The organism is Methylobacterium sp. B4 (genome assembly GCF_003201865.1).
Lineage (GTDB): Bacteria > Pseudomonadota > Alphaproteobacteria > Rhizobiales > Beijerinckiaceae > Methylobacterium.
The window spans coordinates 25,134-52,037 of record NZ_QJJJ01000030.1; the positions used below are offsets into that span (position 1 = coordinate 25,134).

26 protein-coding genes are annotated in these 26,904 nt (G+C 70.9%); 16 read left to right on the forward strand and 10 right to left on the reverse strand.

What is annotated here, in order from left to right:
• Positions 1-5: 5 nt before the first annotated feature.
• Together metK and BY998_RS21955 are read right to left on the reverse strand one after the other, a co-directional pair.
• Positions 6-1,181, reverse strand: a complete 1,176-nt coding sequence (gene metK / locus BY998_RS21950; RefSeq protein ID WP_110353822.1) for a methionine adenosyltransferase — start codon at positions 1,179-1,181, stop codon at positions 6-8.
• 188 nt (positions 1,182-1,369) lie between these two features.
• A complete protein-coding gene (locus tag BY998_RS21955; RefSeq protein ID WP_110353823.1) occupies positions 1,370-1,777 on the reverse strand; it encodes a helix-turn-helix transcriptional regulator in 408 nt (135 codons plus the stop codon).
• A gap of 784 nt (positions 1,778-2,561) precedes the next feature.
• Between BY998_RS21955 and BY998_RS21960 the strand changes: the two genes are divergently transcribed.
• From BY998_RS21960 to BY998_RS21980, 5 genes are all read left to right on the forward strand, one after another.
• Positions 2,562-3,314: a DNA-binding protein gene (locus BY998_RS21960; protein ID WP_348629227.1), complete on the forward strand. Its 753-nt coding sequence runs from the start codon at positions 2,562-2,564 to the stop codon at positions 3,312-3,314.
• A 6-nt stretch (positions 3,315-3,320) separates the two neighbouring features.
• A complete protein-coding gene (locus BY998_RS21965) occupies positions 3,321-4,832 on the forward strand; it encodes a M48 family metalloprotease (protein WP_110353824.1) in 1,512 nt (503 codons plus the stop codon).
• Between the two features lie 121 nt (positions 4,833-4,953).
• Positions 4,954-5,817 (forward strand): rhamnosyltransferase, encoded by an 864-nt coding sequence (locus BY998_RS21970; RefSeq protein ID WP_245421699.1) that lies wholly within the window; start codon positions 4,954-4,956, stop codon positions 5,815-5,817.
• On the forward strand, positions 5,814-6,746 hold the full coding sequence (locus BY998_RS21975; RefSeq protein WP_110353826.1) for a glycosyltransferase family 2 protein: 933 nt from the start codon (positions 5,814-5,816) through the stop codon (positions 6,744-6,746). The genes BY998_RS21970 and BY998_RS21975 overlap by 4 nt, the downstream gene beginning before the upstream one ends.
• 107 nt (positions 6,747-6,853) lie before the next feature.
• Positions 6,854-8,611, forward strand: a complete 1,758-nt coding sequence (locus tag BY998_RS21980) for an HWE histidine kinase domain-containing protein (RefSeq protein ID WP_110353827.1) — start codon at positions 6,854-6,856, stop codon at positions 8,609-8,611.
• A gap of 164 nt (positions 8,612-8,775) precedes the next feature.
• On the opposite strand, the gene BY998_RS21985 is transcribed toward BY998_RS21980, so the two are convergent.
• Complete coding sequence (locus BY998_RS21985) at positions 8,776-9,807, reverse strand: hypothetical protein (RefSeq protein ID WP_110353828.1); 1,032 nt, start codon at positions 9,805-9,807, stop codon at positions 8,776-8,778.
• 368 nt (positions 9,808-10,175) lie between these two features.
• Here BY998_RS21985 and BY998_RS21990 point away from each other — a divergent pair, with 368 nt between their 5' ends.
• The 4 genes from BY998_RS21990 (at position 10,176) to BY998_RS22005 (ending at position 13,854) form a co-directional block, all read left to right on the forward strand.
• Positions 10,176-10,775, forward strand: a complete 600-nt coding sequence (locus BY998_RS21990) for a superoxide dismutase (RefSeq protein ID WP_110353829.1) — start codon at positions 10,176-10,178, stop codon at positions 10,773-10,775.
• Positions 10,776-11,177: 402 nt separating this feature from the next.
• Complete coding sequence (gene murJ, locus BY998_RS21995; protein WP_110353830.1) at positions 11,178-12,707, forward strand: murein biosynthesis integral membrane protein MurJ; 1,530 nt, start codon at positions 11,178-11,180, stop codon at positions 12,705-12,707.
• A 30-nt stretch (positions 12,708-12,737) separates the two neighbouring features.
• A complete protein-coding gene (locus BY998_RS22000) occupies positions 12,738-13,412 on the forward strand; it encodes a haloacid dehalogenase type II (protein ID WP_110353831.1) in 675 nt (224 codons plus the stop codon).
• 97 nt (positions 13,413-13,509) lie between these two features.
• Complete coding sequence (locus BY998_RS22005) at positions 13,510-13,854, forward strand: hypothetical protein (protein ID WP_110353832.1); 345 nt, start codon at positions 13,510-13,512, stop codon at positions 13,852-13,854.
• 42 nt (positions 13,855-13,896) lie between these two features.
• Here BY998_RS22005 and BY998_RS22010 read toward each other — a convergent pair whose 3' ends face one another.
• Positions 13,897-15,666, reverse strand: a complete 1,770-nt coding sequence (locus tag BY998_RS22010; protein WP_110353833.1) for a carbamoyltransferase C-terminal domain-containing protein — start codon at positions 15,664-15,666, stop codon at positions 13,897-13,899.
• Positions 15,667-15,743: 77 nt separating this feature from the next.
• Between BY998_RS22010 and BY998_RS22015 the strand changes: the two genes are divergently transcribed.
• Together BY998_RS22015 and BY998_RS22020 are read left to right on the forward strand one after the other, a co-directional pair.
• Entirely contained in the window at positions 15,744-16,430 is a 687-nt protein-coding gene (locus tag BY998_RS22015; protein ID WP_110353834.1) for an HAD family hydrolase, read from the forward strand.
• 402 nt (positions 16,431-16,832) lie between these two features.
• The gene (locus BY998_RS22020; RefSeq protein WP_110353835.1) at positions 16,833-17,072 is read left to right on the forward strand and encodes a hypothetical protein; all 240 of its coding nucleotides are present in this window, start codon (positions 16,833-16,835) and stop codon (positions 17,070-17,072) included.
• Between the two features lie 251 nt (positions 17,073-17,323).
• On the opposite strand, the gene BY998_RS22025 is transcribed toward BY998_RS22020, so the two are convergent.
• The 3 genes from BY998_RS22025 to argH form a co-directional block, all read right to left on the reverse strand.
• Complete coding sequence (locus BY998_RS22025; protein WP_110353836.1) at positions 17,324-18,016, reverse strand: invasion associated locus b family protein; 693 nt, start codon at positions 18,014-18,016, stop codon at positions 17,324-17,326.
• Between the two features lie 164 nt (positions 18,017-18,180).
• Positions 18,181-18,504, reverse strand: a complete 324-nt coding sequence (locus tag BY998_RS22030) for a hypothetical protein (RefSeq protein WP_110353837.1) — start codon at positions 18,502-18,504, stop codon at positions 18,181-18,183.
• A gap of 260 nt (positions 18,505-18,764) precedes the next feature.
• Positions 18,765-20,156, reverse strand: a complete 1,392-nt coding sequence (argH, locus tag BY998_RS22035; RefSeq protein WP_110353838.1) for an argininosuccinate lyase — start codon at positions 20,154-20,156, stop codon at positions 18,765-18,767.
• A gap of 42 nt (positions 20,157-20,198) precedes the next feature.
• Between argH and BY998_RS22040 the strand changes: the two genes are divergently transcribed.
• From BY998_RS22040 to BY998_RS22050, 3 genes are all read left to right on the forward strand, one after another.
• Positions 20,199-20,840: a TlpA disulfide reductase family protein gene (locus tag BY998_RS22040; RefSeq protein ID WP_110353839.1), complete on the forward strand. Its 642-nt coding sequence runs from the start codon at positions 20,199-20,201 to the stop codon at positions 20,838-20,840.
• Positions 20,841-20,895: 55 nt separating this feature from the next.
• Positions 20,896-22,131, forward strand: a complete 1,236-nt coding sequence (nhaA, locus tag BY998_RS22045) for a Na+/H+ antiporter NhaA (protein ID WP_110353840.1) — start codon at positions 20,896-20,898, stop codon at positions 22,129-22,131.
• An 85-nt stretch (positions 22,132-22,216) separates the two neighbouring features.
• Positions 22,217-22,564, forward strand: coding sequence for a PetM family of cytochrome b6f complex subunit 7 (locus tag BY998_RS22050; RefSeq protein ID WP_110353841.1), 348 nt, complete (start codon positions 22,217-22,219; stop codon positions 22,562-22,564).
• Between the two features lie 56 nt (positions 22,565-22,620).
• Here BY998_RS22050 and BY998_RS22055 read toward each other — a convergent pair whose 3' ends face one another.
• A complete protein-coding gene (locus BY998_RS22055; RefSeq protein WP_110353842.1) occupies positions 22,621-23,025 on the reverse strand; it encodes a PRC-barrel domain-containing protein in 405 nt (134 codons plus the stop codon).
• Between the two features lie 114 nt (positions 23,026-23,139).
• On the opposite strand from BY998_RS22055, the gene mepA reads away from it, so the two are divergent.
• Positions 23,140-24,081, forward strand: coding sequence for a penicillin-insensitive murein endopeptidase (gene mepA, locus BY998_RS22060; protein ID WP_110353843.1), 942 nt, complete (start codon positions 23,140-23,142; stop codon positions 24,079-24,081).
• A 20-nt stretch (positions 24,082-24,101) separates the two neighbouring features.
• On the opposite strand, the gene BY998_RS22065 is transcribed toward mepA, so the two are convergent.
• Together BY998_RS22065 and msrA are read right to left on the reverse strand one after the other, a co-directional pair.
• A complete protein-coding gene (locus BY998_RS22065; RefSeq protein ID WP_110353844.1) occupies positions 24,102-24,605 on the reverse strand; it encodes a TIGR00645 family protein in 504 nt (167 codons plus the stop codon).
• A gap of 278 nt (positions 24,606-24,883) precedes the next feature.
• The gene (msrA, locus tag BY998_RS22070; protein ID WP_110353845.1) at positions 24,884-25,543 is read right to left on the reverse strand and encodes a peptide-methionine (S)-S-oxide reductase MsrA; all 660 of its coding nucleotides are present in this window, start codon (positions 25,541-25,543) and stop codon (positions 24,884-24,886) included.
• A gap of 155 nt (positions 25,544-25,698) precedes the next feature.
• Between msrA and BY998_RS25115 the strand changes: the two genes are divergently transcribed.
• The gene (locus tag BY998_RS25115; protein ID WP_110353846.1) at positions 25,699-26,757 is read left to right on the forward strand and encodes a PAS domain-containing protein; all 1,059 of its coding nucleotides are present in this window, start codon (positions 25,699-25,701) and stop codon (positions 26,755-26,757) included.
• The last annotated feature ends 147 nt before the right edge of the window (positions 26,758-26,904 follow it).

Consider the following 26,904-nt stretch of genomic DNA (forward strand, 5'->3'; position numbering starts at 1 on the left):
CGGGCTCAGAAGGCCGACTTCAGCTTGTCGGCCAGATCGATCTTCTCCCAGGAGAAGCCGCCGTCGGCGTCGGGCTCGCGGCCGAAATGGCCGTAGGCCGACGTGCGGGCGTAGATCGGCTTGTTGAGCTGGAGCGCCGTGCGGATGCCGCGGGGCGAGAGGTCGAGGGCCTCCATCAGCACGCCTTCGAGCTTGGCCTCGTCCACCGTGCCGGTGCCGTGCAGATCGACGTAGATCGACAGGGGCTTGGCCACGCCGATGGCGTAGGAAAGCTGGATCGTGGCGCGGCGGGCGAGGCCGGCGGCGACGACGTTCTTGGCCAGATAGCGGGCAGCGTAGGCGGCCGAACGGTCGACCTTGGTCGGGTCCTTGCCGGAGAAGGCGCCGCCGCCGTGGGGGGCCGCGCCGCCGTAGGTGTCGACGATGATCTTGCGGCCGGTGAGGCCAGCGTCGCCGTCGGGGCCGCCGATCACGAACTTGCCGGTCGGGTTGACGTGCCAGACGGTGCCCTCGTTGACCCAGCCTTCCGGCAGGGCCTTGAGGATGTAGGGCTCGACGATGGCGCGCACGTCGGCCGAGTCGAGCGACTCGTCGAGGTGCTGGGTCGAGAGAACGATCTGGGTCACCTCGACCGGACGGCCGTCGGCGTAGCGTACGGTGACCTGGCTCTTGGCGTCGGGACCGAGCTTGGCCGCGTCACCCTGCTTGGCCTTGCGCGCGTCGGCAAGGTCCTTGAGGATCTTGTGGGCGTAGAAGATCGGGGCCGGCATCAGGGCCGGGGTCTCGTCGGCAGCATAGCCGAACATGATGCCCTGGTCGCCCGCGCCCTCGTCCTTGTTGCCCGCGGCGTCCACGCCCTGGGCGATGTCGGCCGACTGCGCGTGCAGGTGGATGGCGACGTCGTTGTTCTTCCAGTGGAAGCCCGACTGCTCGTAGCCGATGTCGCGCACCGCCTCGCGGGTCAGCTCTTCCAGATCCTTGAAGGTCACGGAATCGGGGCCGCGCACCTCGCCCGCGATCACGACGCGGTTCGTCGTGGTCAGCGTCTCGACGCCGAGGCGGGCCTCCGGCATTGCCGTCAGGTAGGCATCGACCACGGTGTCCGAGATGCGGTCGCTCACCTTGTCGGGGTGGCCCTCGGAGACGGATTCGCTGGTAAAGAGGTAGTCGGAACGAGGCATTGCATGCACCCCCGAATGTCGGGCGCGCCTCGTCGGCAACGGCGCTTGACCCGGTCTCTCGAAGGCGCGGCTTTTCGCATCGGAGATGGGAGTGGTCAAGCCGGAATGCCGAAATCGTCCGTTATATAGAACGCTTCAGTCGTGGCGTGCTGTTTTTGCCGAGAGGGTCTGCGGCCCCTTCGCACGGCCTAGTTTTTCAGCTCGCGGCTCAGCACATCGACGGCGGCCGAGAGTTCGCGCCGCTGCGCCTCGCTGAAGGTGCCGACCACCTGCCGGGCGAAGGCGCGGGCGAAATCCGACCACGGTTCGGCGCTGTAGCCCTGCTGCGTGCCCTCCGAAAAGCCGCGCTCGGTCGCCTCGTCAGGATGGGGAATGCCGTCGAGAAAGTCCGAGACCGGCGTATTCGTCAAGCGGCTCAGAATGGCGAGGTGGATCGCACTGATCCGGTTCACGCCCTTTTCGTACTTCTGGAGCTGGGCAGCCGACATGCCGAAGCTGTCGGCGACAGCCCTCTGGGTCAGCTTCGAGCGTTTGCGCTGCTCGGCGATGCGACGCCCGAGGAGGACGTCGCGGTCGTCAGTTTTCTGGCCCGCCATTTTCGCTCTGCCCAGCCCCAATCGGCCGATGCTTCGGTCGAAATCTTACGGTGTGCAAGACCGTGAAGCTTGGCGTGAGCAACGACCCACACATTATGTCATTTGTTAAAGTGCGACAGCGTACTGATGCGGGACCAGTGGGCGCAGGCAGGCGTCGACTGCAATCTTGAGTATGGCAAATGGCGTCCCCGGCAGGGCTCGAACCTGCGACCCCAGGTTTCATCCCACTTCGGCTTTCGCCGCCGCGCTCGTCGCGCGTTTGTGGTCTGGACTATCCCTTCACCCTGGACCTGTTGGGGCCTTTAGGTGCCGCCCGTCTAGTCTCTACACCTTCCCGGGAACCGCGACGGTGCCTCGGGCTTGGCTCGGGATCGGCAGGGCGTTTTGGCGCCGGAAGCTTTCCCCGAATTTGAGCGGATCCGCCGCGCGGTTTCCCGGCGCGACGCCCAATTGTGGAATTTAGGAAACCTGTGCTCTGTCCAGCTGAGCTACGGAGACGTCCAAACAAGGCTTAGCATCATCGTGCGGGACCGCCAACCGTGTCCGTCGCGCTCGGCGGCCCCCCTGTTGCCTCGCGGACTCACGGTCGGACAATCCGCTTCGCCACCTTCGGCAGCCGCGATCCGGGCCTTTTCCCGCGCCATCCTCGCGTGCTGGCAATGGGTGGACGAGGAGGCGAGCGCGAGCGGTGACGAAGCTGCCCGGTCATGACTCTGTATCCGGCCGTCCACGGACGGGGCGCTGCGCCCCTCCGGCGGCTCTGTGGCTGCTCGCCGCCTGCGGGATGCCGGCGGCAATACAGCCCGGCCTCGCCGCGCCCGCCGGCGAGGCTTGCCGGGCCGGTGCGTCGCGTGAAGACAGCCTCGCGGGGCTTGGGTCCCGGGGCGAACTGATCCTCGTCTCCGGCCGCCGCGCCGTCCTGTCGGGCCTGCGCTGGCCCGACGAGCCCGCCCCCGAAGAGGCGGCCCGCGCCTGGCTCCTGTCTTTTCGCGGACTGCCCCTCACCGTGACCGAGCGGGGACCGGAGGATCGATGGGGCCGCCGTCGGATCGACGGGCTCGCCGGCGCTGCCGAGCCGGTCGATCTCGCCGGAGGGCTGATCGCGGCCGGGCTCGCCAGCGCCGATGCCGGAGAGGCCGACACCCTCTGCCGCCCGACCCTGCGCGCGCTGGAGGGGGCGCCGCGGGAGGCGCGGCGCGGCGTCTGGGCCGCCGGCCCGGTCGCGGCGACCGACATGGCCGCGCTGACGGCCCGTGCCGGGCGCTTCTCCATGGTGGAGGGACGCATCCTGCATGTCGGCGAGCGCTCGGCCCGGACCTATCTCGACTTCGCCCGAAAGGGTGAATCGGGCCTGACCGTAACCGTGCAGAAACGCACTTGGCGGACTCTGTCCGAACATGGTTTGTCTGCGGCCGCGCTGAGGGGCCGCTTCGTGAGAATCCGCGGCATGGTCGAGATCGGGCGGGGCCCGCTCATCGACCTTGCAGGCGTTGAGGCCATCGAGGTCGTCGAGGGGGAGCGGGCGCTGCGGCGCTAGAACGGCATGACGGGGGATCGGCACAACGAATCGGCGCGGCGTGCAGGGGGACGTCGCCGGGGGGTGCGCGTGCGTGCCGGGCTGCGGCTCGGCGCGATGGCCGTGCTCGCGGCCGGGCTTTCCGCCTGCGCGGCCGACCAGACCGGCACGGTCCTGACGCCGGCGGTGATCAAGGTGCCGGAGCAGGCGCCCAGGACCACCGGGCGCAGCCGCTCCGACGAGGCGGACCACGCCAAGCTCGTGGCCTCCTTCGGCGGCGAGTACCGCTCGCCCGCCGCCCACCGGCTGCTCACCGAGATCACCGAGCGGCTGGTGCGCGCCAGCGACCGGCCGGAAGAAAGCTACGCGGTCACCCTGCTCGATTCGCCCGTGGTCAACGCCTTCGCCCTGCCGAGCGGCCGGCTCTACGTGACCCGCGGCCTGCTGGCGCTCGCCAGCGACAGCTCGGAGGCTGCCGCGGTGCTCGCGCACGAGATCGCCCACGTCACGCTGCGCCACGCCACCGCGCGCAGCGAGATGGCCCTGCGCTCGCAGCTCGTGAGCCGCGTGGTGGCCGACGTTCTGAACGATCCCGTCACCGGCGCGCAGCTCGAGAGCCAGTCCAAGTTCACCCTGGCCCGCTTCTCCCGCGAGCAGGAGCTGGAGGCCGACACGAACGGCGTGCGCGTGCTGGCGCAGGCCGGCTTCGATCCCTTCGGTGCCGGCCGCTTCCTCGAGGCGCTCAACCGCACCATGGCGCTCAAATCCGGCACCGGCAGCGCCTCCGAGCCCGACATGCTGGCGACCCACCCGGCCACGACCGAGCGCATCGCGCTGGTCACCCGCGCGGCCCGGCGCATCGGCGCCCCCGGCCTCGGCACGGACGAACGCGCCCGCTACCTCGCGGCGATCGACGGCGTGGCCTACGGCGACAATCCCGGCGAGGGGCTGGTGCGCGGGCGCCGCTTCCTGCATCCGGGCCTGCGGATCGCGTTCGAGGTTCCGGACGCCTTCGCCATCGAGAACACCCGCAACGCCGTGCTCGGCACCACGCCCGAGGGCAGCCGCCGCCTCTTGTTCGATCAGGTCGAGGCCAGCGGCGACCGCAGCCTCGAGGACGTGCTGCGCGCGACCTGGAACGACGCCATCGAGGCGGGCACGGTCGAGAACCGCATCATCAACGGGCGCTCCGCCGTGACCGCGATCTCGCGCGGCAAGGACTGGACCTTCCGGCTCGCGGCGATCCGCATGGGCGAGAGCACCTACCGCATGATCATGGCGGCCAAGGGCGCGACCGATCCCGAGCCGGCCTTCCGGCGCTGGCTGGAGAGCCTGCGCCCGATCGAGCCCGAGGAGGCCGCCTCCCTCAAGCCCGCCCACCTGCAGATCGTCACCGCCGGGCCGGGCGACAGCGTGGAGGGGCTGGCTCGGCGCATGAGCGTGCCCGACCGCGCCGTGGACCGCTTCCTCGTGCTCAACGGCCTGGAGCGCGGCGCGGCGCTCCGGCCGGGGCAGAGCTACAAGATCGTGGTGGAGTGAGCCGCCGGGCTCCGGGCTTGCGCCCCCGCGGCCCCGCGCCTAGGCCGGCAGCCTCACAGGCAGGTCCGTCGTGACGCCCCACGCTCCCTCTCGAGACGATACCCCGACCGCCGTCGCAGTCGTGTTCTTCCGCCCGTCGGCGGCGCAGGCGGCGCGGATCGTCGAGCGCTTCGCCGGGCGCGCGGCCGTGCTGGTCTTCGACAATGGCGGCATTCCGCCCGAGGCCCTGGCCGGATTGCGGGCGGCGGAGGGGCTGACCCTGCTCGGCGAGGGCCGCAATCTCGGCATCGCCGCGGCTCTCAACGCGCTCGCGGACGCCGCCCGCGCCGCGGGCTTCCGCCGCCTGTTCCTGCTCGATCAGGATGCCGACGCCACCCTGGAGACGCTCGCCGCCCTCGCTCAGGCCCTGGATCGCGCGGCCGGCGACGCGCCGCATCCGGCGCTGGTCGGGCCGGCGCCCGCTCGCAATCCCGGCCACAAGGCGCCGCATTATCCCGCCCGTCGGGGCCAGGCACCGCGGGGCGGGCTCCGACCGGTGGAGTTCCTCGCCACCTCCGGGTCGCTCATGGATCTCGACGCCTTCGCCTGGGTCGGCCCGTTCCGCGAGGACTTCTTCATCGACGCGGTCGATCTCGAATGGTGCTTTCGCGCCTGGTCGCGGGGTCTGAGCTGCTGGATGGACCCGGCCACGGCGATCCCCCACAGCGTCGGCCGGGGCACCATCCGCGCGCGCGTCCTGCCCGTGGCGATGCCCGACCAGCCGCTGTTCCGCATGGCGGTCTACGTGCGCAACACGGCCTACGGTTGGCGCCTGCCGCACGTGCCCCGCCGGTGGAAGCTGAAGCAGGCGGCCTACCTGCCGCTCCAGATCTGCCTCTACTGGGCTCGCCACCGCTTCTCGCCGCGCGTGCTCGCCCGCCTGCTCGGGGCGCTGGCCCGGGGCCTGGGCGGGCAGCTCGGACGGCCCGCGGACGCGCCGCCGTGAGGCCGCTCCTCGACGTCGTCATCGTCAACTGGAATGCCGGAGACCAGCTCCGGGACTGCCTCGCGAGCCTCGCCGCGAGCGGGGATGCGGCGCACCTGCGCGTCGTCGTGGTCGACAACGCCTCCACCGACGGCTCGGCCGAGGGACTCGAACGGCCGGATCTCGCGCTCACCGTGCTGCGCAACGCCGACAATCGCGGCTTCGCCCGGGCCTGCAATCAGGGGGCGGCCTTGGGCGAGGCGGAGGCGATCCTGTTCCTCAATCCCGACACACAGGCTAGCCGGGACGGCATCGGGGCGGCCCGCGCCGTGCTCGATGCGGACGAGGGCATCGGCATCGTCGGCGCCCGGCTGGTCGACGAGGCGGGGCGCACGCACCGCACCTGCGCCCGCCATCCGACGGCTTCGAGCCTGATCGCCCACACCCTGTTCCTCGACCGGCTGCTGCCGGGCCGGGTGCCCGCCCATTTCCTGCTCGACTGGGACCATGCCGAGACGCGGGCGGTGGACGCGGTGATGGGCGCCTTCCTGATGATCCGGCGTTCCCTGTTCACCCGGCTCGGCGGGTTCGACGAACGCTTCTTCGTCTACTGGGAGGATGCCGACCTCTGCGCCCGCGCGGGCACGGCGGGCTTCGCCGTGTGCCACGCCGCACGGGCCGAGATCCGCCACCGCGGCCAGGGCACCACCGAGGCGGTAAAGGACCGGCGCCTGTTCTACTTCCTGCGCGCCCAGTCACTCTACGCGAACAAGCATTTCGGCCGCCTGAATTTCCTCGGGGTTCTGGCCGCCGCGTTCGCGGTGAACCTGCCCGTACGCCTCGGGCGCGCCCTGCTCCGGGGCTCGGCGCGGGACGCGGCTGCGGTGATCCGCGCAGGCGGCATGCTGGTCGCGGCCTTGCCGGGCCTGTTGACCGCTCGCTCCCGATGAGGCTTGCCTCCACGCCCAGTCTTGTCGTCCGCGGCGGCCTCCGTCATGGTTCCGCCCTCCGGACGGTCCCGCTTGCACCCGCAGCGGGCGGCTGAACGGGGAACGGGGTGCACGACAGAGCGGATCAGGGCTCCCGACCGGCGGACGCGTCGCCCGGTCTGTACCGTGCCGCCTTCGACGGCGCGCCGGTGGGTCTCGCCGTGCTCTCGCCGGACGGACGCACGATCCGCGCGGCCAACCCCTGCCTCTGCCGCTGGCTCGGCTACGCGCCCGGCGCCCTCGACGGACGCCCCACCGATCAGGTGATCGGCCGGGACGAGTTCGGCGGAGATGCCCTCGGCCTCAAGGCCGGCATCCGGCGCTGGCAGCGGGCGGATGGCGGCGCCGTCGACCTGCGCCTGACCCTGTCCGGCGAGGCCGACCCGTTCGGGGACGCGGTGGCCGTCGTGAGCCTCGTCGATGCCGACGAATTGGTGCGGGCCGAGCAGAACCGCGATGCCCTGACAGCGGCGGGCCTCGGCGAGTGGCGCTGGGACCTCACCACCGGGCAGATGGTCTTTTCCCGCCGTGCCGCGCAGATCCTCGGCTACGCGCCGGGACGCTCCGTCACCTGGGCCGTAATGCGCGGGCAGATCGACCCGGCCGATGCCGACCGCATCCAGGCCTCGGTCGCGCAGGCGCTGGCCGAACGGCGCCCCTACGCCTTCCAGGCCCGCTTCCGCCGCGCCACCGACGGGGCCGAGATCTGGATCGGTGCCCGCGGGGAGGCCGTTCTGGCCGCCGACGGCGCTCCGGTCGGCGTCGTCGGCGTGGTGCAGGACATCACCACGCGGGTCGAGGCCCGCGAGGCGCTGGCCGAGCGCGAGGAGCGCCTGCGGGTCGCCACCACGGTGGCCGATCTCGGCATCTTCGAGTGGCACGTCCTCGACGACCGGGCGACCTGGGAGAACGAACGGATGTTCGCGATCTTCGGCCGCCGGCCGGAGGAGGGCAGCATCGGCAAGGCCACCTTCCTCAAGCAGATCCTACACCCCGAGGACCGGCCGCATTTCCGGCAGGCCATCCTGCGGGCCCTGCGCGAGGACACGATCCTGCACGCCACGGGACGCATCCGCCGCCACGACGATGGCACCTGGCGCACCATCGACATGGCGGGGCGCTTCGAGCGCGGCGCGACCGGCGGCCTGCCGCGGCGCCTGATCGGCGTCGTCGCCGACGTGACCGACCGACACCTCTCCGAGGAGCGCCGCAGCCTGCTGATCCGCGAGCTGCACCACCGGGTGAAGAACACGCTGGCCACGGTCCAGGCCATCGTCGGTTCGACGGCGCGCACCGCCACCAGCATCGACAATTTCCACGAGGCCTTCGTCGGCCGGATCAAGTCGCTCGCCCACACCCACAGCGTGCTCACCGAGGCGACGTGGCAGACGGCGAGCCTGCGCGACCTGCTCGCCTCCGAGCTGATGCCCTACGCCGAGAGCGAGACCGAGACTTCGCCGGACCTGCGCATCGTGCTGGACGGGCCGCCCGTGGATCTGCCCTCCGACATCGCTGTGCCGATCGGCATGGCGATCCACGAGCTGACCACCAACGCCGCCAAGTACGGCGCCCTCTCGTCCGGGCGCGGCCGGGTCGCGATCTCTTGGAGAGTCGAGGACGGCCTGCTGCATCTCGACTGGCGCGAGACCGGCGGCCCGCGCGTGGAACCGCCCACCCGCCAGGGCTTCGGCTCGCGCCTGCTGCAGCGGGTGCTGACCACGCAGGTCCAGGCCAGGATCACGACCGACTACGCGCCGGAGGGCTTCCACCTCACGCTCGCCGCGCCCCTGCCGGAGCGCAACCCGGCGCTCAACCCGCTGGCGTGAGGCGGCCGGCGGCTCGATCCGTTCGCCCGGTCTCAGCTCGACAGCATCGCAAGCGAGGCGATCCGGTCGCGCGACCGGCACGGACAAGGCATTGCGCTGGGTTGCTGACGCCAAGCCTCGCCATGACGGTGGGGAAGGGAACGCAATCCGCGCGAGGCGAGGCCTCAGGCCGCGCCCCGGGTCTCCTCGCCGCCGGCGTTGACGAAGCTCTTCAGCTCGTCGAGCGAGGCGAAGGTGAAGCGTCCCCGCGGGGTGTCCGCCTCGATCGAGCCGTCGGAGAACATCACGTAGGTGTTGGCGCCCGAGGCGTAGGAGCCCACCGCGTGCCGCTCCGGGTCGGGGGCAGCCTCTGTCGTCTCCGCATGGGAAGCGGCGGGCTCGGCCTCGTCCGAGGCGGCCGGCTCCGGAGCGGGCTCGTCGAGGGAGGAGCGCAGGCCGATCGTCTCGGGCGCGGTGGCCTCCTCGATATGTGACTCCTGGGGATGTGCCACCTGGGGGTGGGTCTCCTGCGGATGAGCCTCTTCGGGCTCGCTCCCGTATTCGGTCGCTTCGTGCGGCGCGACCGGCTCCGGCCCTGGGAAGGCGTGCGGAGCGGGTTCGGGCGCGGCGAACAGATCCTCCTCCGCGGCCGCTTCCAGCGTCGTGTGGCGTTCGGGCGCGGGAGCCGGAGCGGAGTCCGGCAGGAGATCGGGCAGAAGCGGCTCGGCGGCGGCCTCGGTCGGCGGCGTCGGGTCTTCGAAGAGCGGCTCCGAGCCGCGCGCGCCCGGGCGCAGCGCGCCGATCGACAGGCCCGCGAGCCCCGCCGCTCCCATGCCGGCGCCCATGGCCGCGAGCGAGGGGCGCTCCGGCGCCACCACCTCGGGCGCCGCGGCGGAAGCGGATGCCGCCGGGGCCTCGGGCTCCCAGGGAGCGGCGGCGAAAGAGGGCGTGGCGAAGGCGGGCGCGGCCGGCACGCTCTGCGGCACATCCTGGCCCGGGCTCGCATCGAGCTGCCGGTCGAGGCTGTCGCCGAGCTTGCGCAGCCGGTCGAGAACCGCCGTCAGGCCGAGCAGGATCACGCCGGCCGAGGCCGCGGTCGAGCCGCCGATCACCATGGCGAGCCCGCTCTCCAGGCGCACGTAGGGAAAGCCCTGGACCACAGCGGCGATGCCGCCGAGGATCATGACGAGACTGAGCGCGAGCAGCGCGACGACCATGGTACTCTCGACTGAACTGTCGCGGGCGGCGTGGAGGGGCAGGATAACCCCCGGAGCGCCCAATGCAAAATCGCATCGCGACGGGGTGTGTGGAATCCGGCCGTTCCCTCCTGCCATGCACAGCCGAATGCCCGCGGGGCGTGTGCGGCCCGGGCCATGAGCGCAATGGGGCCGGCGCGAACGGGCTCAAAATCGTGGATCTCGCGATCCGACGGGTGGCCATGCGCGCTGATACGGCCCCGGTGGCGTTGCCGAGCCCGGTCCACCGACTTACCTACCCGCCCGTCACCTCGCCGGCCGCGCGCGTCAAATCGCCCGCGCGCTTGGCCCACGCTCCCCGCGAGACCCGGACAACCCAGGAGACACGCATGACGTTCACCCTGCCCGAGCTGCCCTACGCCTACGACGCGCTGGGGCCCTACATGTCGAAGGAAACCCTCGAGTTCCACCACGACAAGCACCACAAGGCCTACGTCGACACCGGCAACAAGCTGCTCGAGGGCACGGATCTGGCCGGCAAGAGCGTCGAGGAGATCGTCAAGGCGAGCTACAACACCAATCAGGCGCTCTTCAACAACGCCGGCCAGCACTACAACCACCTGCATTTCTGGAACTGGATGAAGCCCAACGGCGGCGGTCAGCCCCCGGCTGCGCTCGCCCAGAAGATCGACGAGGACCTCGGCGGCTACGAGAAGTTCAAGGCCGACTTCATCCAGGCCGGCATCGGCCAGTTCGGCTCGGGCTGGGCCTGGCTTGCGGTCAAGGACGGCAAGCTCGCCATCCTCAAGACCCCGAACGGCGAGAACCCGCTCGTCCACGGCACCACCCCGATCCTCGGCGTCGACGTGTGGGAGCACTCCTACTACATCGACTACCGCAACCGCCGTCCCGACTACCTCAAGGCGTTCATCGAGAACCTCGTGAACTGGGAGTACGTCGAGAAGCTGTACGGCGAGGCCAAGGCCTGATCCGCCTTTAGAGCGCTTTCCGACGAAGTGGATGCCGGTTCGTCGAAGGAAAGCGCGGCACAGCAGAGACTCAGAGCCGTATCCGACCCGATGCAATCAGGCCGGATACGGCTCCAGCGTCCCGGATTGACGTGGCCGCCCCGTCGCCGACGGGGCGGCTTTTTCGTGCCCGCCGTGGCCCGGCGGCCCTTGTTGGCCCATCCCCGCCGGGCCTACTGGTCCGGATGAACGTCCGGCCTAGCATCCCATCCCTGCCCTCTTGCTGAGGTGCGAAGCGAAGCCTCGAAGATCCTCCGGATGACGCGCGGTCCCCGGAGGATCCTTCGAGGCCGCTGCGCGGCACCTTAGGACGAGGCGGTGGAGTGGAGCGGGCCGTCCGCACGGGACCGACTGCGAAACGACATGATCCGCTCGATCCTCTCCGTCGGCGGCTGGACGCTGGTCTCGCGGGTCACCGGGTTCGCCCGCGACGTGGTCACCGCCGCGGTGATGGGCGCGGGGCCGGTGGCGGATGCCTTCGTCGTCGCCTTCCGCCTGCCGAACCACTTTCGCGCGATCTTCGGCGAGGGCGCCCTCAACACCGCCTTCGTGCCGGCCTACACCCATCTGGAGCAGGCGGGGGCGCCGGGGGCCGCCGCGCGCTTTGCCGACCGCGTCTTCACCCTGATGCTGATCGTGCAGGTCGTGCTGCTGGCGCTCGCCCTCCCGGCGATGCCCTGGGTGGTGCGGGCGCTGGCGCCGGGCTTTTCCGAGGATGGGGAGCGGTTCGCGCTGGCCGTGAGCCTGACGCGGATCACCTTCCCCTACCTGCTGTTCATGACGCTGGTGACGTTGTTCTCCGGCATTCTCAACGCGCATCGCCGCTTCGCCGCCGCGGCCGGGGCGCCGGTTCTCCTCAACCTCGCCATGCTGGCCGCGCTCGCGCTGGCCTTCCTGTTTCCGAACGCGGCCTACGCGGCGGCCTGGGGCGTCTCGGTCTCCGGCGTGCTGCAATTCGCGCTCGTGTGGTGGGATGCGCGCGCCCGCGCCTACGCCCCGCGGCTGACGCGGCCCACCCTGCGCGACCCCGACCTGATCCGCTTCTTCAAGATCCTGGGGCCGGCGGTGATCGGTTCGGCCGGCTTCCAGATCGCGACCTTTGCCGACACCATCATCGCGAGCTTCCTGCCCACCGGCGCGGTCTCGGCGCTCTACTACGCCGACCGGCTCTACCAATTGCCCTTCGGCGTCATCGCCATCGCCGCCGGCACGGTGCTGCTGCCGGAGATGAGCCGTCGCCTCGCCGCGGGCGACGTCGCCGGGGCGCACGCGGCCCAGAACCGGGCCGCCGGCTTCACGCTCGCGCTCTCGGCCCCGTTCACCATCGCCTTCCTGACCCTGCCGGGGCTGATCATGGCGGCCCTGTTCCAGCGGGGCGCCTTCACCGCCGAGGATGCGGCCCGCGCGGCCTCCGTGCTCGCAGCCTACGGGATGGCGCTGCCGGCGGTGGTGCTGGTGCGCTCGGCGGTGGCAAGCTTCCACGCCCGGCAGGACACCACGACGCCGCTCTACGCCTCGCTCACGGCGATCGCCGTCAACGTCGCGCTCAAGCTCGTGCTCACCGGCCCCTACGGGGTGGCCGGCCTCGCGCTGGCCACCGCCATCGGCCAGTGGATCAACCTCGCCCTGCTCTACGGGCTGGCCCTGCACCGGGGCTGGACCGCGCCGGGGCGGGTGTTCGGCGTCACCGTCGGTGCGGTGATCGTGGCGAGCGCGGTGCTGGCGGGGTTCGCGGTCTACGGGCTGCCCTTCGCCGAGCGGATCGTGCCCGCCCTGCCCCATCTGCGCGAGATCGCGGTGCTGGCGCTCCTCGGGCTGGCCGGGGCGCTGGCCTATGCCGGCACCCTGATCGCGGTGATGGCCGTCTTCGGCGTGCGCTTGCGCCGCAGGTAGGTCTTTGGGCTCCGCCCCATCTCACGCCGCATGAGTGATCCCGACCTCCTCGCCGGCAAGAGCCACGCCGTGTTCGACGCCTACGGCACGCTGTTCGACGTGCATTCGGCGGTGGCGCGCCATGCCGGTGCGCTCGGGCCGCGGGCGGATAGCCTGTCGGAGCTGTGGCGCACCAAGCAACTCGAATATTCCTGGGTGCACGGCCTGATGGGCCGCTACGCCAGCTTCTGGGACCTGACCGAGCGGGCCCTCGATTTCGCACTGGCCAAGCACCCCGACATCGACCGGGGTCTGTGCGAGACGCTGCTCGACGCCTACCGGGATCTCGACGCCTACGGCGAAGTGCCGGAGGTGCTCGCCCGGCTGAGGGCGCGGGGTGTGCGGACCGCGCTCTTCTCCAACGGCAACACCGCCATGCTGGAGCGGGCGGTGACCTCGGCGGGGCTCGGCGAGCGGCTCGATGCGGTGCTCTCGGTCGATCCGGTCCAGACCTTCAAGACGGCGCCCGCCGCCTACCAACGGGTTCTCGATCGGCTCGACGTGGCCCGGCGGAGCGTGCTGTTCTTCTCCTCGAACCGCTGGGACATCGCCGGGGCGAGCGCCTTCGGCTTCGACGCGGTGTGGGTGAACCGCAAGGGTCAGCCCGACGAATACCCGGACCAGCCGCCGCGCGCCGTCGTGAACAGCCTCGATGCGGTGATCTGAACGGCCGGCAACGCCGCGTTCGCCAATCCTTAAGCTTGGCCGGATTAAGTCCGACGCACGTGCCTGACGTCTCGGATTGTCCAGAGGATCGGTTCCCGTGCCCGCTTCGTCCTTTTCCGCCCTCGCCCGGAAGGGCGTCTGCGCGACGCTTCTCGGCGCCGCCCTCCTCTCCGCTGCCGCGCCGGCCTCCGCCCGCGACGGCCGCAACGGCGCGCTGATCGGTGGCGCGGCCGCGGGTGTCATCGGCGGCCTGGCCGTCGGCGCGCTCCTCAACGGCGCCGCACCTCCGCCCCCGCCGCCCGCGCGCCGGGTCTATGTCGAGGAGGAGCCGGTCTACGTCGCGCCCCCGCCCCGGCGCGGCCCGATCTGCCACTACGAGCGCCGCAAGGTCTGGCTCGACGAGGTCGAGTTCACCTATCGCCGGGTCGAGGTCTGCGAGTAAGTCTTGCGGGTTCGCCTCGAGCGAGGATGAGAGGCGTCCGCTTCAGGCGGGCGCCTTTTTCGTCAGGATCCAGTCCTCCACCACGATGGCGTCGAGACCGGTGGTGTAGAACATCAGGATCGCGTCCTCCGCCGTGTGGAGGATCGGCTTGCCCATCACGTTGAAGCTCGTGTTGAGCAGGATCGGCACGCCGGTGAGTTCGGCGAAAGCGTCGATCAGCGCCGCGTAGGCCGGGTTGCGCTCCCGCGTCACGCTCTGGAGCCGGCCGGTGCCGTCGGCGTGGACCACCGCCGGCACGCGGTCGCGCACCGCCTCGCGCCAGACCAGGGTGCGCTCCATGTAGGGACTGTCGGCATAGTCCTCGAACCAGTCGGGCCCGGCCTCGGCCAGGATCGAGGGCGCGAAGGGGCGGAACGCCTCGCGGTACTTCACCTTGGCGTTGAGCGATTCCTTGGCATGGGCCGGGCGCGGATCGGCCAGGATCGAGCGGTTGCCGAGCGCCCGGGGCCCGAACTCCGCCCTGCCCTGCACCCAGCCGACGAGGCCGCCCTCGGCGAGGATCTTCGCGGCCTCCCGCGTCACGCCTTCGTGGCCGAGGCGGCGGGCCCGGGGCTCCCACTCGGCCATGCGCTCCAGCGGCTCGGTGGAAACGGTCGAGCCGAGATAGGGCGTGAGCGGACGCGCCGCGCGCGTCGGACCCTTCCAGTCGGGGTCGTCCTCGGCCAGCGCCAGCCACGCGGCGCCGATGGCGTTGCCGTCGTCGGCCGGCGCGGAGGGAACGTGCAGGCGCTGGAAGCCGGAGCGCCCGAGCACCCGGCCGTTGTAGGAGGAGTTCAGCCCGCAGCCCCCGGCGATCACGAGGTTCTCGCTCGGCGCCAGCCGCCAGGCCTCGGCCACCAGCACGTCCATGAGTTCGGAAAAGATGTCCTGGCCGCAGCGGGCGAGATCGGCCCAGCCCTGCTCGCCGACATCCTTCGGGCGCCGCGACAGGATCTCGGCGGCGACCGTCTGCACCGTCGCCTCGTCGGCGAATTTCAGCCGCCCCTCCTCGACCGAGAAGAGCCGGCGCAGCAGCGTCATCAGCGCGGGGTCGGTCGTCCCATAGGGCGCGAGCCCCATGATCTTCCATTCCTCGCCCTTGATCTGGTCGAAGCCGGCGAGGTCCGTCACCAGCCCGTAGAGGAAGCCGACCGATCCGCGCCCGCGCTGGCGCCGCACCTCCTCGATGCGCCCGTCCCTCAGACGGTAGATCGCCGCCGCGCCGGTCTCGCCCATGCCGTCGACGATGAGTGCGGTCGCCTCCTCGAACGGGCTGCCCCAGAGCGCGTAGGCCGCATGCGCGCGGTGATGAGCGTAGCGGCGGCGCCCCGCGATGGTCGCCCGCGACCTGCCACCGAGTCCGCGCGTCTCGTTGTCGAGCGCCAGCACCGTGCCGTTGCCGGCCCGCGCCTGCATGGCGTGGAGGTCGGCGATGAAGACCCGCTCGGCCCGCTCCGGCACGAAGGAGCGGTTGAGGGTCGAAGGGTGAGCGGCGAGCGCCGGCAGGTCGAAGGCGCCGGCCGCCGCCTGACCCTGCAGGAATTCCGAGAACTGCTCGCCCCAGGAGGTGGCGACGACGATCTCCGTCCCCTCGGGGACGTGACGCTTGAGGAGCCCGGCCATGCGGGTGCCGGGATCGGGCTCGCAGTTCGGCGCGCGCTTGTATTGCAGGTAGCGCTCGGCGGCCTCGGCGAAGAGCACGGCACCGTCCGGCCCGACGAGGGCGAGCGCCGGATCGTGGAAGGTCGTGGCGAGGCCGAGATAGGTGCGCATGCTGCCGGGCTACACGCCGGCACGCGAGGCGACAACCGCGTTGCGATGCTCCGGCAGCCGTGCGAGACGGGCCGCCGATGACGGATGCCTTCCCCGCCGCGCCTCCCCTCGCCCTCGTGATCTTCGACTGCGACGGCGTGCTGATCGACAGCGAACCGATCAGTCTCGCGACCCTGACGCGCGGGCTCAACGGCATCGGGCTCGCGATCGACCTCGACAGCGTCCGGACGCGGTTTGCCGGCACCTCCATGACCTCGATCATGGAGCGCGTCGCCCGCGAGGACGGCGTGAGCGCTCCCGAAGGCTTCGTGGAGCGGGTCAAGGCGGAGACGCTTGCCGCCTTCGAGGCGGAACTGACCGCCATGGCCGGGATCGCGGACGCCCTGGGCCTCCTGCACCTGCCGTTCTGCGTCGCCTCCAGCAGCGATCCGGTGCGCCTGCGCCGTTCGCTGGGGCTCACCGGCCTGCTGCCGCTGTTCGAGGGCCGCGTCTACTCCTCGGCGCAGGTGGCGCGCGGAAAGCCGTTCCCGGACCTGTTCCTGTTCGCGGCCGAGCGGATGGGGGTCGCGCCCGAGCGTTGCCTCGTGATCGAGGACAGCGTGCCGGGGGTGCAGGCGGCACGCGACGCGGGGATGCGCGTCGTCGGCTTCACCGGCGGCGGCCATTGGGGCCACGACCGGGACGGGCAGGATCTCCTCGCGGCCGGCGCCGAAACGGTCTTTTCCGCACATGCCGATCTCGGGCGGATCGTCGCCGGGGGGTAAGCCCCTCCGGCAAAAGGCGAGACTCACCGGGAGTGCCGCAAAACCCGGCGCGATCTTTCCCTGTCAAGCTAATCTTCGAAAGAACATTCCGTTGACGGTCGGGGTCCGAGCGCTCATCTTTATGGAGCGCGAACGACTTCGCGCCGCGGTGATTTGTAGTGGCACGCTTGCGCCGCGTTATCAAACGCTAATGCATCACGGCGCACTTGCGCCGTGGTCCTCGAGACAGAGGAGGACTTGCCTTGATCGATGTTTTTCTTTGGAGGACTTCGAAACTGGCCGGCGGACGGGATCGCCGGGAGCAGGGCTGTTGTCGACGGGCAGTCACATCCGTGCGCTAGGAGCGCCCGCGAACGCCTTGCCGATAACCGGCCGATGAAGGCCGCAGGAGTTCACCCTGTTATGACCCGTGTCCAGTTCGCCTACGACGACCCCGGCCTCGCTCCGGACGAACCGCTCGCTCGCGTGATCGAGGTCGGCGACATCACCGCCGGCATCGCCGTCCCCGAGCATGGCGGCGTCCGCTTCTTCTCCTCCGAGCGCCGCTTCGACGGCCTCGAGGGCACCCTGTTCCGCACCGTGGAGCAGGCCGCCCGCGCCGCGCGGGAGAAGAGCCGCCAGCCGCGGCTTCGTGCGGTCTGACGTTTCGCCGTCAGCGCATTCTTGCCGCCAGAATAATCTGTGAGCCGGCGGTCCCTCGGGGCCGCCGGCTTCGTTTCGGCGGGTGGCGGGCAGAGGTGTTGTCGCGGCGATGCTCGTCGGATCGCCTCAGCCTCCGCGCATCCTCGCGGAGCGGAGCCGAAGCAATCCAGCCGCGCGACACGATCCAGCGATGTCGTGTCGTCGATCCCTTCGCCGGGGCTGGCGGTGACGGCCTGGACGGGGCGTCCGGCCTACTTGCACTCCTCGCGGGCGCGCTTGAGCGCCTCCGCGAAACCTCCCAGGGCATAGTCGTCCTGGGTCGGCTTGCCGCGCTGGGAGATCGTGCGGACCGTGGCGGTCTGCGCCCGGCTCATCTCGGCGACGATGCGCGGCTCGTCGGCCTGGTTCTGGATCCAGGCGTTCTCGTCCTTCACCACGAGGCCGTAGCGGGTGTTGCCGACCGTCAGGTAGGGATCGCTCGGCGCGGCTGCCGCGCCCGGCTTGGCCTGGGCCGCGGCGGGCTTGGGCTTGAAGCCGAGCATCACCGCGATCTCGCCCTGGCCGCCGCCCTTGGGGAAGGTGACGAACAGGTAGCCGGTGTCGCGGGCCAGGGATTTCGGGCTGCGCGTCGTCGGCTGGGCGATGACGTAGCAGAGCTTGTCCCGGGCCTGAGCCCCGTTGGTGAAGACGTTCCAATCGCCGAACACGGCGAGCGGCACCGCCTGCTGCATTCCCGGCGGCAGGCCCGAACTCTCCGGCTTGCGCTCCCGCCGCCCGCTCGATCGGGCGAGGATCAACTCCGCGCCCTGCACGCCGTCCAGGGCGTGAGCCGGCCGCGGCGGCAGGGTCGCGGCGAGGGTGCCCGCCGCGATCAGGGCGAGGACCGCGGCGGGGCGATGAGGGGATCGGTTCGACGAAAGGTTCGGAAGGCGGGGCCGCTGCATCTCAACTCGGTTTCCCGACGGTCGGACCGGCCCGACCGCCTTCACGCATCTCAGGATGACGGGGCCAGGATGCCGGGCACAAGCGCGACAGGAAAGCCCCACCCGCCCCGATCAACCGAAAACGGCAATTGGCCGCGCCTTTTCTCGTCGCTCGCCCTCGGTGTTCAGGCGGCGCGCATCTCTCCGGCCAGGGCGGCCGAGGCGAGAGCCGCCGCCGGCAGATCGAGCGCGGGGTCGATCTCGGGAAGGCGGATCTCGACCGCATTCGGGGCCGGCTCGACGGGCTTGGGCTGGGCCGGCTTGCCGGGCTGCTTGCCGGAGTCCTTGGCGGGATCGTTGTAGGGAGTGTTGTAGGCCTTGCGGATCGAGGCCCAGAAGGCGAGGCGCTCGGCCTCGGTGAAGCGGGCGAGGCGAGCGTCGATGACCGCCATCGCGGCCTCGGCCAGGGCGGGCGTTTCCTCGACGCTGATCCAGCTCTCTACGTTCATCGACGGTACTCCGCAGGTTCGGGCGGCCGGCCCACGCACCGGCCCGAGAAGCGGCCTTCGGCTTGTCGGAAGGAGACGATGCCGGGCGGAGGACCTGGGCGTCGGTCCAGCCATAAGCCGACCGGACGCCGTGCTCGTCCCTGCGCATCGGCCGTTTTTCCGAAAGCCGCCAACCACCTTTCGGGCCGATGCCCTAGCCACGCATGCCTAGCTGAATGCTGAACGCGGCATATTCCGTGCCTGTTCCCGCCAAGCTGAACCTACTTCTCCACAGATGCGAGCTTTTCCAGCCAGGCTTGAGCCTGCCGGCGCACGTTGTCCGGCGCCGTGCCGCCGTAGCTCGTGCGGCTCGCCACCGAGTTCTCGACGCCGAGAACAGCGAAGACGGCCCCCGTGATTCCGGGCTCGACCGCCTGCATCTCGTCCAGGGACAGATCGTCCAGGCCGATCCCGCGCTCGGAGGCCAGGGCCACGACCCGGCCCGTCACGTGGTGGGCCTGCCGGAAGGGCATGTTTAATTCGCGCACCAGCCAGTCGGCGAGATCGGTCGCGGTGGCGTAGCCGGAGCCCGCCGCGCGCTTCAGGGTCTCGGCCACGGGCTCCAGGTCGCGCACCATCCCGGCCATGGCGGCGAGGCACAGGGAGAGCGATTGCAGGGCGTCGAAGGTGCCCTCCTTGTCCTCCTGCATGTCCTTCGAATAGGCCAGCGGCAGGCCCTTCATGACGATGAGCAGGCCCGTGAGCGCGCCGACGATCCGGCCGGCCTTGGCGCGCACGAGTTCGGCGGCGTCGGGGTTGCGCTTCTGCGGCATGATCGACGAGCCGGTGGTGAAGCGGTCCGACAGCTTGACGAAGCCGAACTGCGCCGAGGTCCACACCACAAGCTCCTCGGCGAAGCGCGAGAGGTGCACCGCGCAGATCGAGGCCGCTGCGAGCGATTCGAGGGCGAAGTCGCGGTCGGCGACCGAATCGAGCGAGTTCGCCGTCGGCCGGTCGAAGCCGAGCGCCGCCGCGGTGGCGTGGCGGTCGATCGGGAAGGAGGTGCCGGCGAGCGCTGCCGCGCCCAGCGGGCATTCGTTGAGGCGGGCCCGCGCGTCGCGGAAGCGGCCGCGGTCGCGCGCCAGCATCTCGACATAGGCGAGGCAGTGATGGCCGAAGGTGACGGGCTGGGCCGATTGCAGGTGGGTGAAGCCCGGCATCACCGTGGCGGCGTGTTTCTCCGCCGTCTCGGCCAGCGCGCGCTGCAGGTCGGCCATCTGCGCGTCGAGGGCGTCGAGGGTGTCGCGCACCCACAGCCGCATGTCGGTGGCGACCTGATCGTTGCGCGAGCGGGCGGTGTGCAGGCGCCCCGCGGCGGGGCCGACGATCTCGGTCAGGCGGCTCTCCACCGCCATGTGGATGTCCTCCAGATCGCGCCGGAAGACGAATTCGCCGCGCTCGATCTCCGCCTCGACGGACTTGAGCCCGGCCGAAATCGCGGCCACATCGTCGGCAGGCAGGATGCCCTGGGCGCCCAGCATCGCGACATGTGCCAGCGAGCCGCGGATGTCCTGGGATGCCAGCCGCCTGTCGAACCCGATGGAGGCGTTGATCTCCTCCATGATCTCGGCGGGGCCGCTCGCGAAGCGCCCGCCCCACATCCGGTTGCTCATGGCTGATCTCACCTTCCCGCGCACGCGAAACGAGGCCCGGCCGTGAAGGCGACCCCGAAAACCCTGGCCGCCTGCGGCGCGCTCGCCGCCATCCTCGTCGGCGGCCTCGCCCTATACGGGACGGGCTCGAACCTCGGCAACCTCACCGCCTCCGGCCCCTGTGCCGAGGCGGCACCCGCGGCGGCCCGGCTCGCACCGCTCGCCCGCGGCGAGGTCGCGGCCTTCGATGCCGCCGGCCCGCCCCGGCCCGCCCCGGCCGTCGCCTTCCGGGGGCCGGACGGCGCGCCCACCGATCTCGCGGCCCTGCGCGGAAAACTTCTGCTCGTGAATCTCTGGGCGACGTGGTGCGCCCCCTGCAAGGCCGAGATGCCGGCCCTCGATCGCCTGGAGGCGGATCTCGGCGGCGAGGACTTCCAGGTGGTGGCGATCAACGTCGAGACGCGCAACCTCGACAAGCCGCCCGCCTGGTACAAGGCCAACGGCATCACGCGCCTGGCCTATTACGGCGATCCCGAGGGCAAGGTGCTGCCCGCGATCCAGACCGCCGTCGGCTCGACCGGCCTGCCGACCACGATGCTGGTCGATGCCCGGGGCTGCACCCTGGGCGTGATGAAGGGGCCGGCCGAGTGGTCGAGCGAGGACGGCAAGCGGCTGATCCGCGCGGCTCTGGCGAAATCCTCCTGATTCTTCGGCCTCCGCGGGTTGCGGTCGCGGCCCGGGCTGGGCAACGGGTGGGCGCATGAAGTCACCGCCTCCCTCCGTCCGCGCGCTTCCGCGCCGCTTGCGGCGTCCGTACTCGGCGGCGCGCCGCTTCCTCACCAACGAGGCGGCCGGCGGCATCGTGCTCATGGTCGCCGCGGGCCTCGCGCTCGCGGTCGCCAACTCGCCCCTGGCACAGACCTACCACGCCGTCCTTCACGTCCATCTCGGGCCCTTGAGCCTGATGCATTGGATCAACGACGGGCTGATGGTCGTGTTCTTCCTGCTCGTCGGCCTGGAGATCAAGCGCGAGGCCCTGGACGGGCGCCTGCGCACCTGGCCCGACCGGGTGCTGCCGGGGCTGGCCGCCGCGGCCGGCATGGCCGTGCCGGCCCTGGTCTACCTCGCCTTCAACGCCGGGCAGTCCACCGCCCGGGGCTGGGCGATCCCGGCGGCCACCGACATCGCCTTCGCGCTGGGCGTCCTGGCGCTGCTGGGCTCGCGCGTGCCCGTCTCGCTCAAGATCTTCCTCTCGGCGGTGGCCATCGTCGACGATCTGGGCGCCGTCGTCGTCATCGCGCTGTTCTACACGGGGCAACTCGATGCGACGATGCTGGCGGCCTCCGCCGGGATGCTGGCCCTGCTGTTCGCGCTCAACCGCCTCGGGGTGCGCGCGCTCCTGCCCTACCTTCTCGCGGGCCTCGTGCTCTGGGTCTTCGTGCTGCGCTCCGGCGTCCACGCCACGGTGGCGGGCGTGCTGCTCGCCCTGTTCGTGCCGATCCGCCCGAGCCCGGGCCGGCCGGAGGACGAAACCTCGCCCCTGCACCGGCTGGAGCACGCGCTGACCCCCTGGGTCTCGTTTCTGATCGTGCCGGTCTTCGGCTTCGCCAATGCCGGGGTGACGCTCCTCGGCCTGCCGGCGCGCGCGTTGATCGAGCCCGTGACGCTCGGCGTCGCGCTCGGCCTGTTCCTCGGCAAGCAGATCGGCATCTTCGCCAGCGTGCGGCTCGCCGCCGCCCTGGGCCTCGTCTCCCGCCCGGCGGGGGCGACCTGGCTTCAGGTCTACGGCGTGGCGCTCCTGTGCGGGATCGGCTTCACCATGAGCCTTTTCATCGGCGCACTCGCCTTCACCGACGGGCTGCACGAGACCGAGACCAAGCTCGGCGTACTCGGCGGTTCGCTGCTCTCGGCGCTGTTCGGGGCCGTGCTGCTCGCCCGCGCCGATCCGCGCAAGGCGAGCCCGCGACGGAGGCCCGGAGCCGCCGACTTGCCTTGACCTCCGGCCTCGGCCTAGTCAGGCCGGAAGCGTCGCGGTGGCAGGGGGATCGTCATCGGGTCCGTTACCCCGCGCGAGGGCGAACATGCTGCGAACCGTCTCCCGCTTTCTCGGACTGCCGTTCCTCAGCCGGGCGCTCGGGCTCATCGTGATGGCGGCGGGCTTCGTGCAGCTCTGCTACGACGGCGCCCGCTCCATCGCCAACAACGGCCTGCGCGTCACCAGTCTGGCCGACCTGATCCGCTCCCTGCCCCAGGAGCGGATCACGGCCATCGGCCGCAGCATCGAGGGCGTCGCGCCCTGGGCCGACAACCTGCTGCTCGCGCCGCTGGGCCTCGTACCCGCGGCCCTGTTCGGGCTCGCGCTGGGTGCGGCGCTGGTCTGGCTCGGCCAGCCGCCCCGCGAGCCGATCGGGTTCCTGACGCGACCGTAGAGCGTCGTCCCGAACCGTGCTCGCCGCTTTCGGAGGGGACGACGCTCCGGGCGTCCTCAGATCCCCCAGTACGGCGCCGCGTTGTAGTAGCGGTGGACGTGCTCCTCCCAGGCGCGCTCGTCCTCCGGGTCGCCGCCCTCCGGCGAGCGCGCGGGGGCGTCGCGCAGCTGCTCCTCGGTGATGTCGACCACGTAGGCGTCGCGTTCGGTGTCGTAGCGCAGCATCGCCCAGGGCAGCGTATAGTATTCCTCGCCCATGCCGAGGAAGCCGCCGAAGCTCATCACCGCGTAGGCGACCCGGCCCGAGCGCTTGTCGAGCATCAGACGCTCGATGCGCCCGACCTTGGCGCCGTCCGGCCGGCGCACCTCGGTGCCGATCACGCGGTCGCTGGCGATCAGGCTGCGCGGAAGGTCCGCACCATCGTCGGACGAAGCGGGATTTTCGGGTGAGACGGGATTCATGGCGTTTCCCCCTGCAACGTTGTTACAGCTTGCCATAAAAAACGCCCAGGCGTCCGGGCACGTTCCGGCCGCTCCCGCCCTTCTCCCACCTCTCTTCCGGACGAGCCGACGCGCATGCCGCTGACCCGCCTGACTCTCCGCTCCTCCCTGACCGCCCTGGCGCTCGCCCTCCCCGCGCTGACGAGCCCGGCCGCGGCGCAGGACCGGGGCAGCGTCAACCCGAAACCGCTGCCGCCGCTCGCCAACCCCGACGATCCCTCGACGCCGGCCAAGGCCCTGTTCGGCCGCGTCACCGGACCGACCGGCGGCTCGGCGCGCTCCTTCGGCTCCTACGCGAAGGGCTGCTTCTCCGGCGGCGAGGCGCTGGCGATGGACGGCGCGACCTGGCAGGTGATGCGGCCCTCGCGCAACCGGATGTGGGGCACGCCCCATCTCGTGGACTTCATGGAGCGGCTGGCCGCCCGGGCGCCGCAGGCCGGCTGGCCGGGGCTGCTCGTCGGAGACATGTCGCAGCCCCGGGGCGGGCCGATGCTGACGGGGCACGCCTCGCATCAGCTCGGCCTCGACGCCGATGTCTGGCTCACGCCGATGCCGGACCACCGCATGAGCCGGGCCGAGCGCGAGGAGACCTCGGCCACCAACGTGGTGCGCTCCGACCGGCTCGACATCGATCCCGAGGTCTGGACCCGCCAGCACACGGCGCTGATCCGCCTGACGGCCAAGCAGCCGGAGGTGGCGCGGATCTTCGTGAACGCGGCGATCAAGAAGGCCCTGTGCCGCGAGGCGGGCGGGGATCGGAGCTGGCTCAACAAGGTGCGCCCGATGTACGGGCACAACTACCACTACCATATCCGCCTCGCCTGCCCCGGCGGCGAGGCCTCCTGCGACGACCAGGCGCCCCCTCCCCCCGGCGACGGCTGCGGCTCGGAGCTCGACTACTGGTTCAGCGCCGCGGTGCTGAACCCGCCCAAGCCGAAGACCCCCCCGAGGCCCCGCCCGCCGATGACGCTCGCCGGCCTGCCGGATGCCTGCCGGGCGGTGCTGCACGCGCGGTAGGAGCGACTGCTTCTCATCCCCTATTTCTCGTGGTGTCCGGCCGAGAGCCGGTCGGTCAGGGCCATCAGCAGGCCGGACACCACGAAGACCATGTGGATGCCCACCAGCCAGCTCAGGTCGCGGTCGCTGTAGTTCTTCACGTCGAGGAACGACTTCAGCAGCTGGATCGCCGAGATCGCCACGATGGAGGAGATCAGCTTCAGCTTCAGGCCGCTGAAGTCGATCGTGCCCATCCAGGTGGGCCAGTCCTTGTGGTCGGTGTGATCGAACTTCGAGACGAAGTTCTCGTAGCCCGAGAAGATCACGATGATCAGCAGCGAGGCGGTGAAGGTCAGGTCGACCAGGGCGAGGACGCCGAGAATGGTCTGCGACTCGGTCGATTCCAGCGTGTGGGTGACGACGTGGCCCAGTTCGATCAGGAGCCGGACCAGCAGAACGACGAGCGCGAGCGTCAGCGCCGCGTAGAACGGGGCGAGCAGCCACCGACAGGCGAAGAGAAAGCGTTCGAAACCACGTTCCAGCATTGTCTCTCGAGTTCCCGGCCATCCGAGGGCGGCCGGGATGTGGCACGGGGCTCGCGCCCTCGCAAGACGCTCAAGCTTGCGCCCGCCGCAGGGCACCGGAGCGGAGACTCACACGGCTTCCGCTCGATCGCCTCGGTCTCTTCCTTCGACATTGCGAGGCGAAGCCGTGGCAATCCAGGGCGCTGCATCCTCCGGACCGGTCGCGCTCCGGGTCGCTTCGGCTCCGCCTCGCGATGACGGAGCGGGGCGAAGGCCGAGGCGATCAAACGGAGGCGATATCACTCCGCCGCGACGCCGACCCCGACCGGGCAGGTCACGCCGGTGCCGCCGAGACCGCAATAGCCGCCGGGGTTCTTGGCGAGGTATTGCTGGTGGTAATCCTCGGCGAAGTAGAACGTCTCGAGCGGCACGATCTCCGTCGTCACCGGTCCGTAGCCCCGTGCCTGAAGCGCCCCCGCATAGGCGTCGCGCACCGCCCGCGCCGTCTCGGCCTGGGCCTCGCTGGCGGTGTAGATGCCGGAGCGGTACTGCGTGCCGACATCGTTGCCCTGGCGGTAGCCCTGGGTCGGGTCGTGGCTCTCGAAGAAGGTCTTGAGCACGGATTCCAGCGGCAGCACCGCCGGATCGAAGGCCACGAGCACGACCTCGTTATGCCCGGTGAGGCCGCTGCAAACCTCCTCGTAGGTCGGATTCGGCGTAAAGCCACCGGCATAGCCCACGGCCGTGACGTGGATGCCGTGCGGCAACTGCCAGAACTTGCGCTCGGCGCCCCAGAAGCAGCCGAACCCGAGCACGATCGTCTCGATGCCCTCCGGGTAGGGACCTTTGAGAGGCTGGCCGTTGACGAAATGGCGCTCGGCCGTCGGCAGGGGGTGGGGCCGGCCGGGCAGCGCCTCGGACGGGGTCGGCATTTCGGGCCGCTTGCGGAACAGAAGCATCACCGTTGTCCTCGGATGTCCGTCGGGCGGGATGCCGCGGCGGGTATGCCGCCCCGGCACGGCTTGATATGGTCATTCCCGCCAGCTTTGGCGACGGGGGCCGCTGGGCTCGGCGGCGTTCGCGGCGACGCACCACCAAGGAGCGATCGGAAGCGATGGACCCCGACGACTGGCAGTTGACGGAACGGGTCTGGGCTCGTGCCCGATCCGGCAAGGGCGACCCCTTCGCGGCGGCCGTGCGGGCTACCCGGATGGCGATGATCATCACCGACCCGCGTCGGCTCGACAATCCGATCGTCTTCGCCAACGACGCCTTCCTGCGGCTGACGGGCTATACGCGGCTGGACGTGACGGGCCGCAACTGCCGCTTCCTCCAGGGTCCCGACACCGACCTCGACGAGGTGGCCCGAATCCGTGAGGCGATCGCCGCGGAGCGCGACGTGAAGTCGGAGCTGCTCAACTACCGCAAGGACGGCTCCACCTTCCACAACGCCGTGTTCATCAGCCCCGTCCACGACGAGGACGGCACGCTGCTGTTCTTCTTCGCCTCGCAACTCGATGTCAGCGAGCGCTACGCGCTGGCGCAGGAGCGCGACCGGACGCGGGCCGCCCTCGAAACCAACGATCTGCTCCTGCGCGAGGTCGGGCACCGCGCGCGCAACGACCTGCAGATGATCGCCGCGATGCTGGCGCTCCAGAGCAGCAACAGCGGCGATCCGGCGGTGCGCGCGGCGCTCGGCGAGGCCATCGGCCGGATCGAAGCCCTCGGTGCCCTCTACCGCGAGCCTGTCCACCCGCAGGAAGGCGCCGGCCACGACCTCGCCGACCTGCTGCGCGAGATCGCCGATACGCTGGTCGCGGCCTCGGGCCGCGCCCATGTCACCCTCGCCTTCGATCTCGCCCCGCTGCGCATCCGCCCGGACGCGGCGGCCCCCTTGGCGCTGATCCTCAACGAGGTTCTCAGCGCGATCCTCAAGCATGCCGACCCGTCCCAGGCCCTTCGTCTGACGCTGCGCGTCACTCGGGAGGGAGAGGCGGTGCTGGTCGAGGTCGAGGAGGATGGCAGCGGCACCGCCCTGGAGGCGGACGGCTTTGCAACGACGCTGGTCGATGCGCTGACCCGTCAGGTCGACGGCACGCGCCAGCTGCGGGAGCGCCAGCCGTCGGGACATGTGATCGCGTTCCGCTTCAAGGCCGCGCGCGTCGCGGCCTGACTTTGCAGGCGACCGCGCCGGGCGGAGGCGGAGCCTAGGTGTTTGATCCCGCGGTGTGGTGGTACGGTTGACCACCATGCTGCGAGGGATGCGCTATGGGCCAGGTTCTCCATGGAAGCGCCACCACGACGGAGGCAGTCCGTCGCG

Bases quoted from the DNA above. Each gene is read 5' to 3' on its own strand.
- BY998_RS22020 (WP_110353835.1), top strand. From the start codon at position 16,833: ATGACCCGTGTCCAGTTCGCCTACGACGACCCCGGCCTCGCTCCGGAC.
- mepA (WP_110353843.1), top strand. From the start codon at position 23,140: ATGCCGCTGACCCGCCTGACTCTCCGCTCCTCCCTGACCGCCCTGGCG.
- BY998_RS22065 (WP_110353844.1), bottom strand. From the start codon at position 24,605: ATGCTGGAACGTGGTTTCGAACGCTTTCTCTTCGCCTGTCGGTGGCTG.
- argH (WP_110353838.1), bottom strand. From the start codon at position 20,156: ATGAGCAACCGGATGTGGGGCGGGCGCTTCGCGAGCGGCCCCGCCGAG.
- BY998_RS22000 (WP_110353831.1), top strand. From the start codon at position 12,738: ATGAGTGATCCCGACCTCCTCGCCGGCAAGAGCCACGCCGTGTTCGAC.
- BY998_RS22055 (WP_110353842.1), bottom strand. From the start codon at position 23,025: ATGAATCCCGTCTCACCCGAAAATCCCGCTTCGTCCGACGATGGTGCG.
- nhaA (WP_110353840.1), top strand. From the start codon at position 20,896: ATGAAGTCACCGCCTCCCTCCGTCCGCGCGCTTCCGCGCCGCTTGCGG.
- BY998_RS22030 (WP_110353837.1), bottom strand. From the start codon at position 18,504: ATGAACGTAGAGAGCTGGATCAGCGTCGAGGAAACGCCCGCCCTGGCC.
- BY998_RS22050 (WP_110353841.1), top strand. From the start codon at position 22,217: ATGCTGCGAACCGTCTCCCGCTTTCTCGGACTGCCGTTCCTCAGCCGG.
- BY998_RS21960 (WP_348629227.1), top strand. From the start codon at position 2,562: ATGCCGGCGGCAATACAGCCCGGCCTCGCCGCGCCCGCCGGCGAGGCT.
- BY998_RS22025 (WP_110353836.1), bottom strand. From the start codon at position 18,016: ATGCAGCGGCCCCGCCTTCCGAACCTTTCGTCGAACCGATCCCCTCAT.
- msrA (WP_110353845.1), bottom strand. From the start codon at position 25,543: ATGCTTCTGTTCCGCAAGCGGCCCGAAATGCCGACCCCGTCCGAGGCG.
- BY998_RS22010 (WP_110353833.1), bottom strand. From the start codon at position 15,666: ATGCGCACCTATCTCGGCCTCGCCACGACCTTCCACGATCCGGCGCTC.
- BY998_RS21955 (WP_110353823.1), bottom strand. From the start codon at position 1,777: ATGGCGGGCCAGAAAACTGACGACCGCGACGTCCTCCTCGGGCGTCGC.
- BY998_RS21990 (WP_110353829.1), top strand. From the start codon at position 10,176: ATGACGTTCACCCTGCCCGAGCTGCCCTACGCCTACGACGCGCTGGGG.
- BY998_RS21985 (WP_110353828.1), bottom strand. From the start codon at position 9,807: ATGGTCGTCGCGCTGCTCGCGCTCAGTCTCGTCATGATCCTCGGCGGC.
- BY998_RS21965 (WP_110353824.1), top strand. From the start codon at position 3,321: ATGACGGGGGATCGGCACAACGAATCGGCGCGGCGTGCAGGGGGACGT.
- murJ (WP_110353830.1), top strand. From the start codon at position 11,178: ATGATCCGCTCGATCCTCTCCGTCGGCGGCTGGACGCTGGTCTCGCGG.
- BY998_RS25115 (WP_110353846.1), top strand. From the start codon at position 25,699: ATGGACCCCGACGACTGGCAGTTGACGGAACGGGTCTGGGCTCGTGCC.
- metK (WP_110353822.1), bottom strand. From the start codon at position 1,181: ATGCCTCGTTCCGACTACCTCTTTACCAGCGAATCCGTCTCCGAGGGC.
- BY998_RS22015 (WP_110353834.1), top strand. From the start codon at position 15,744: ATGACGGATGCCTTCCCCGCCGCGCCTCCCCTCGCCCTCGTGATCTTC.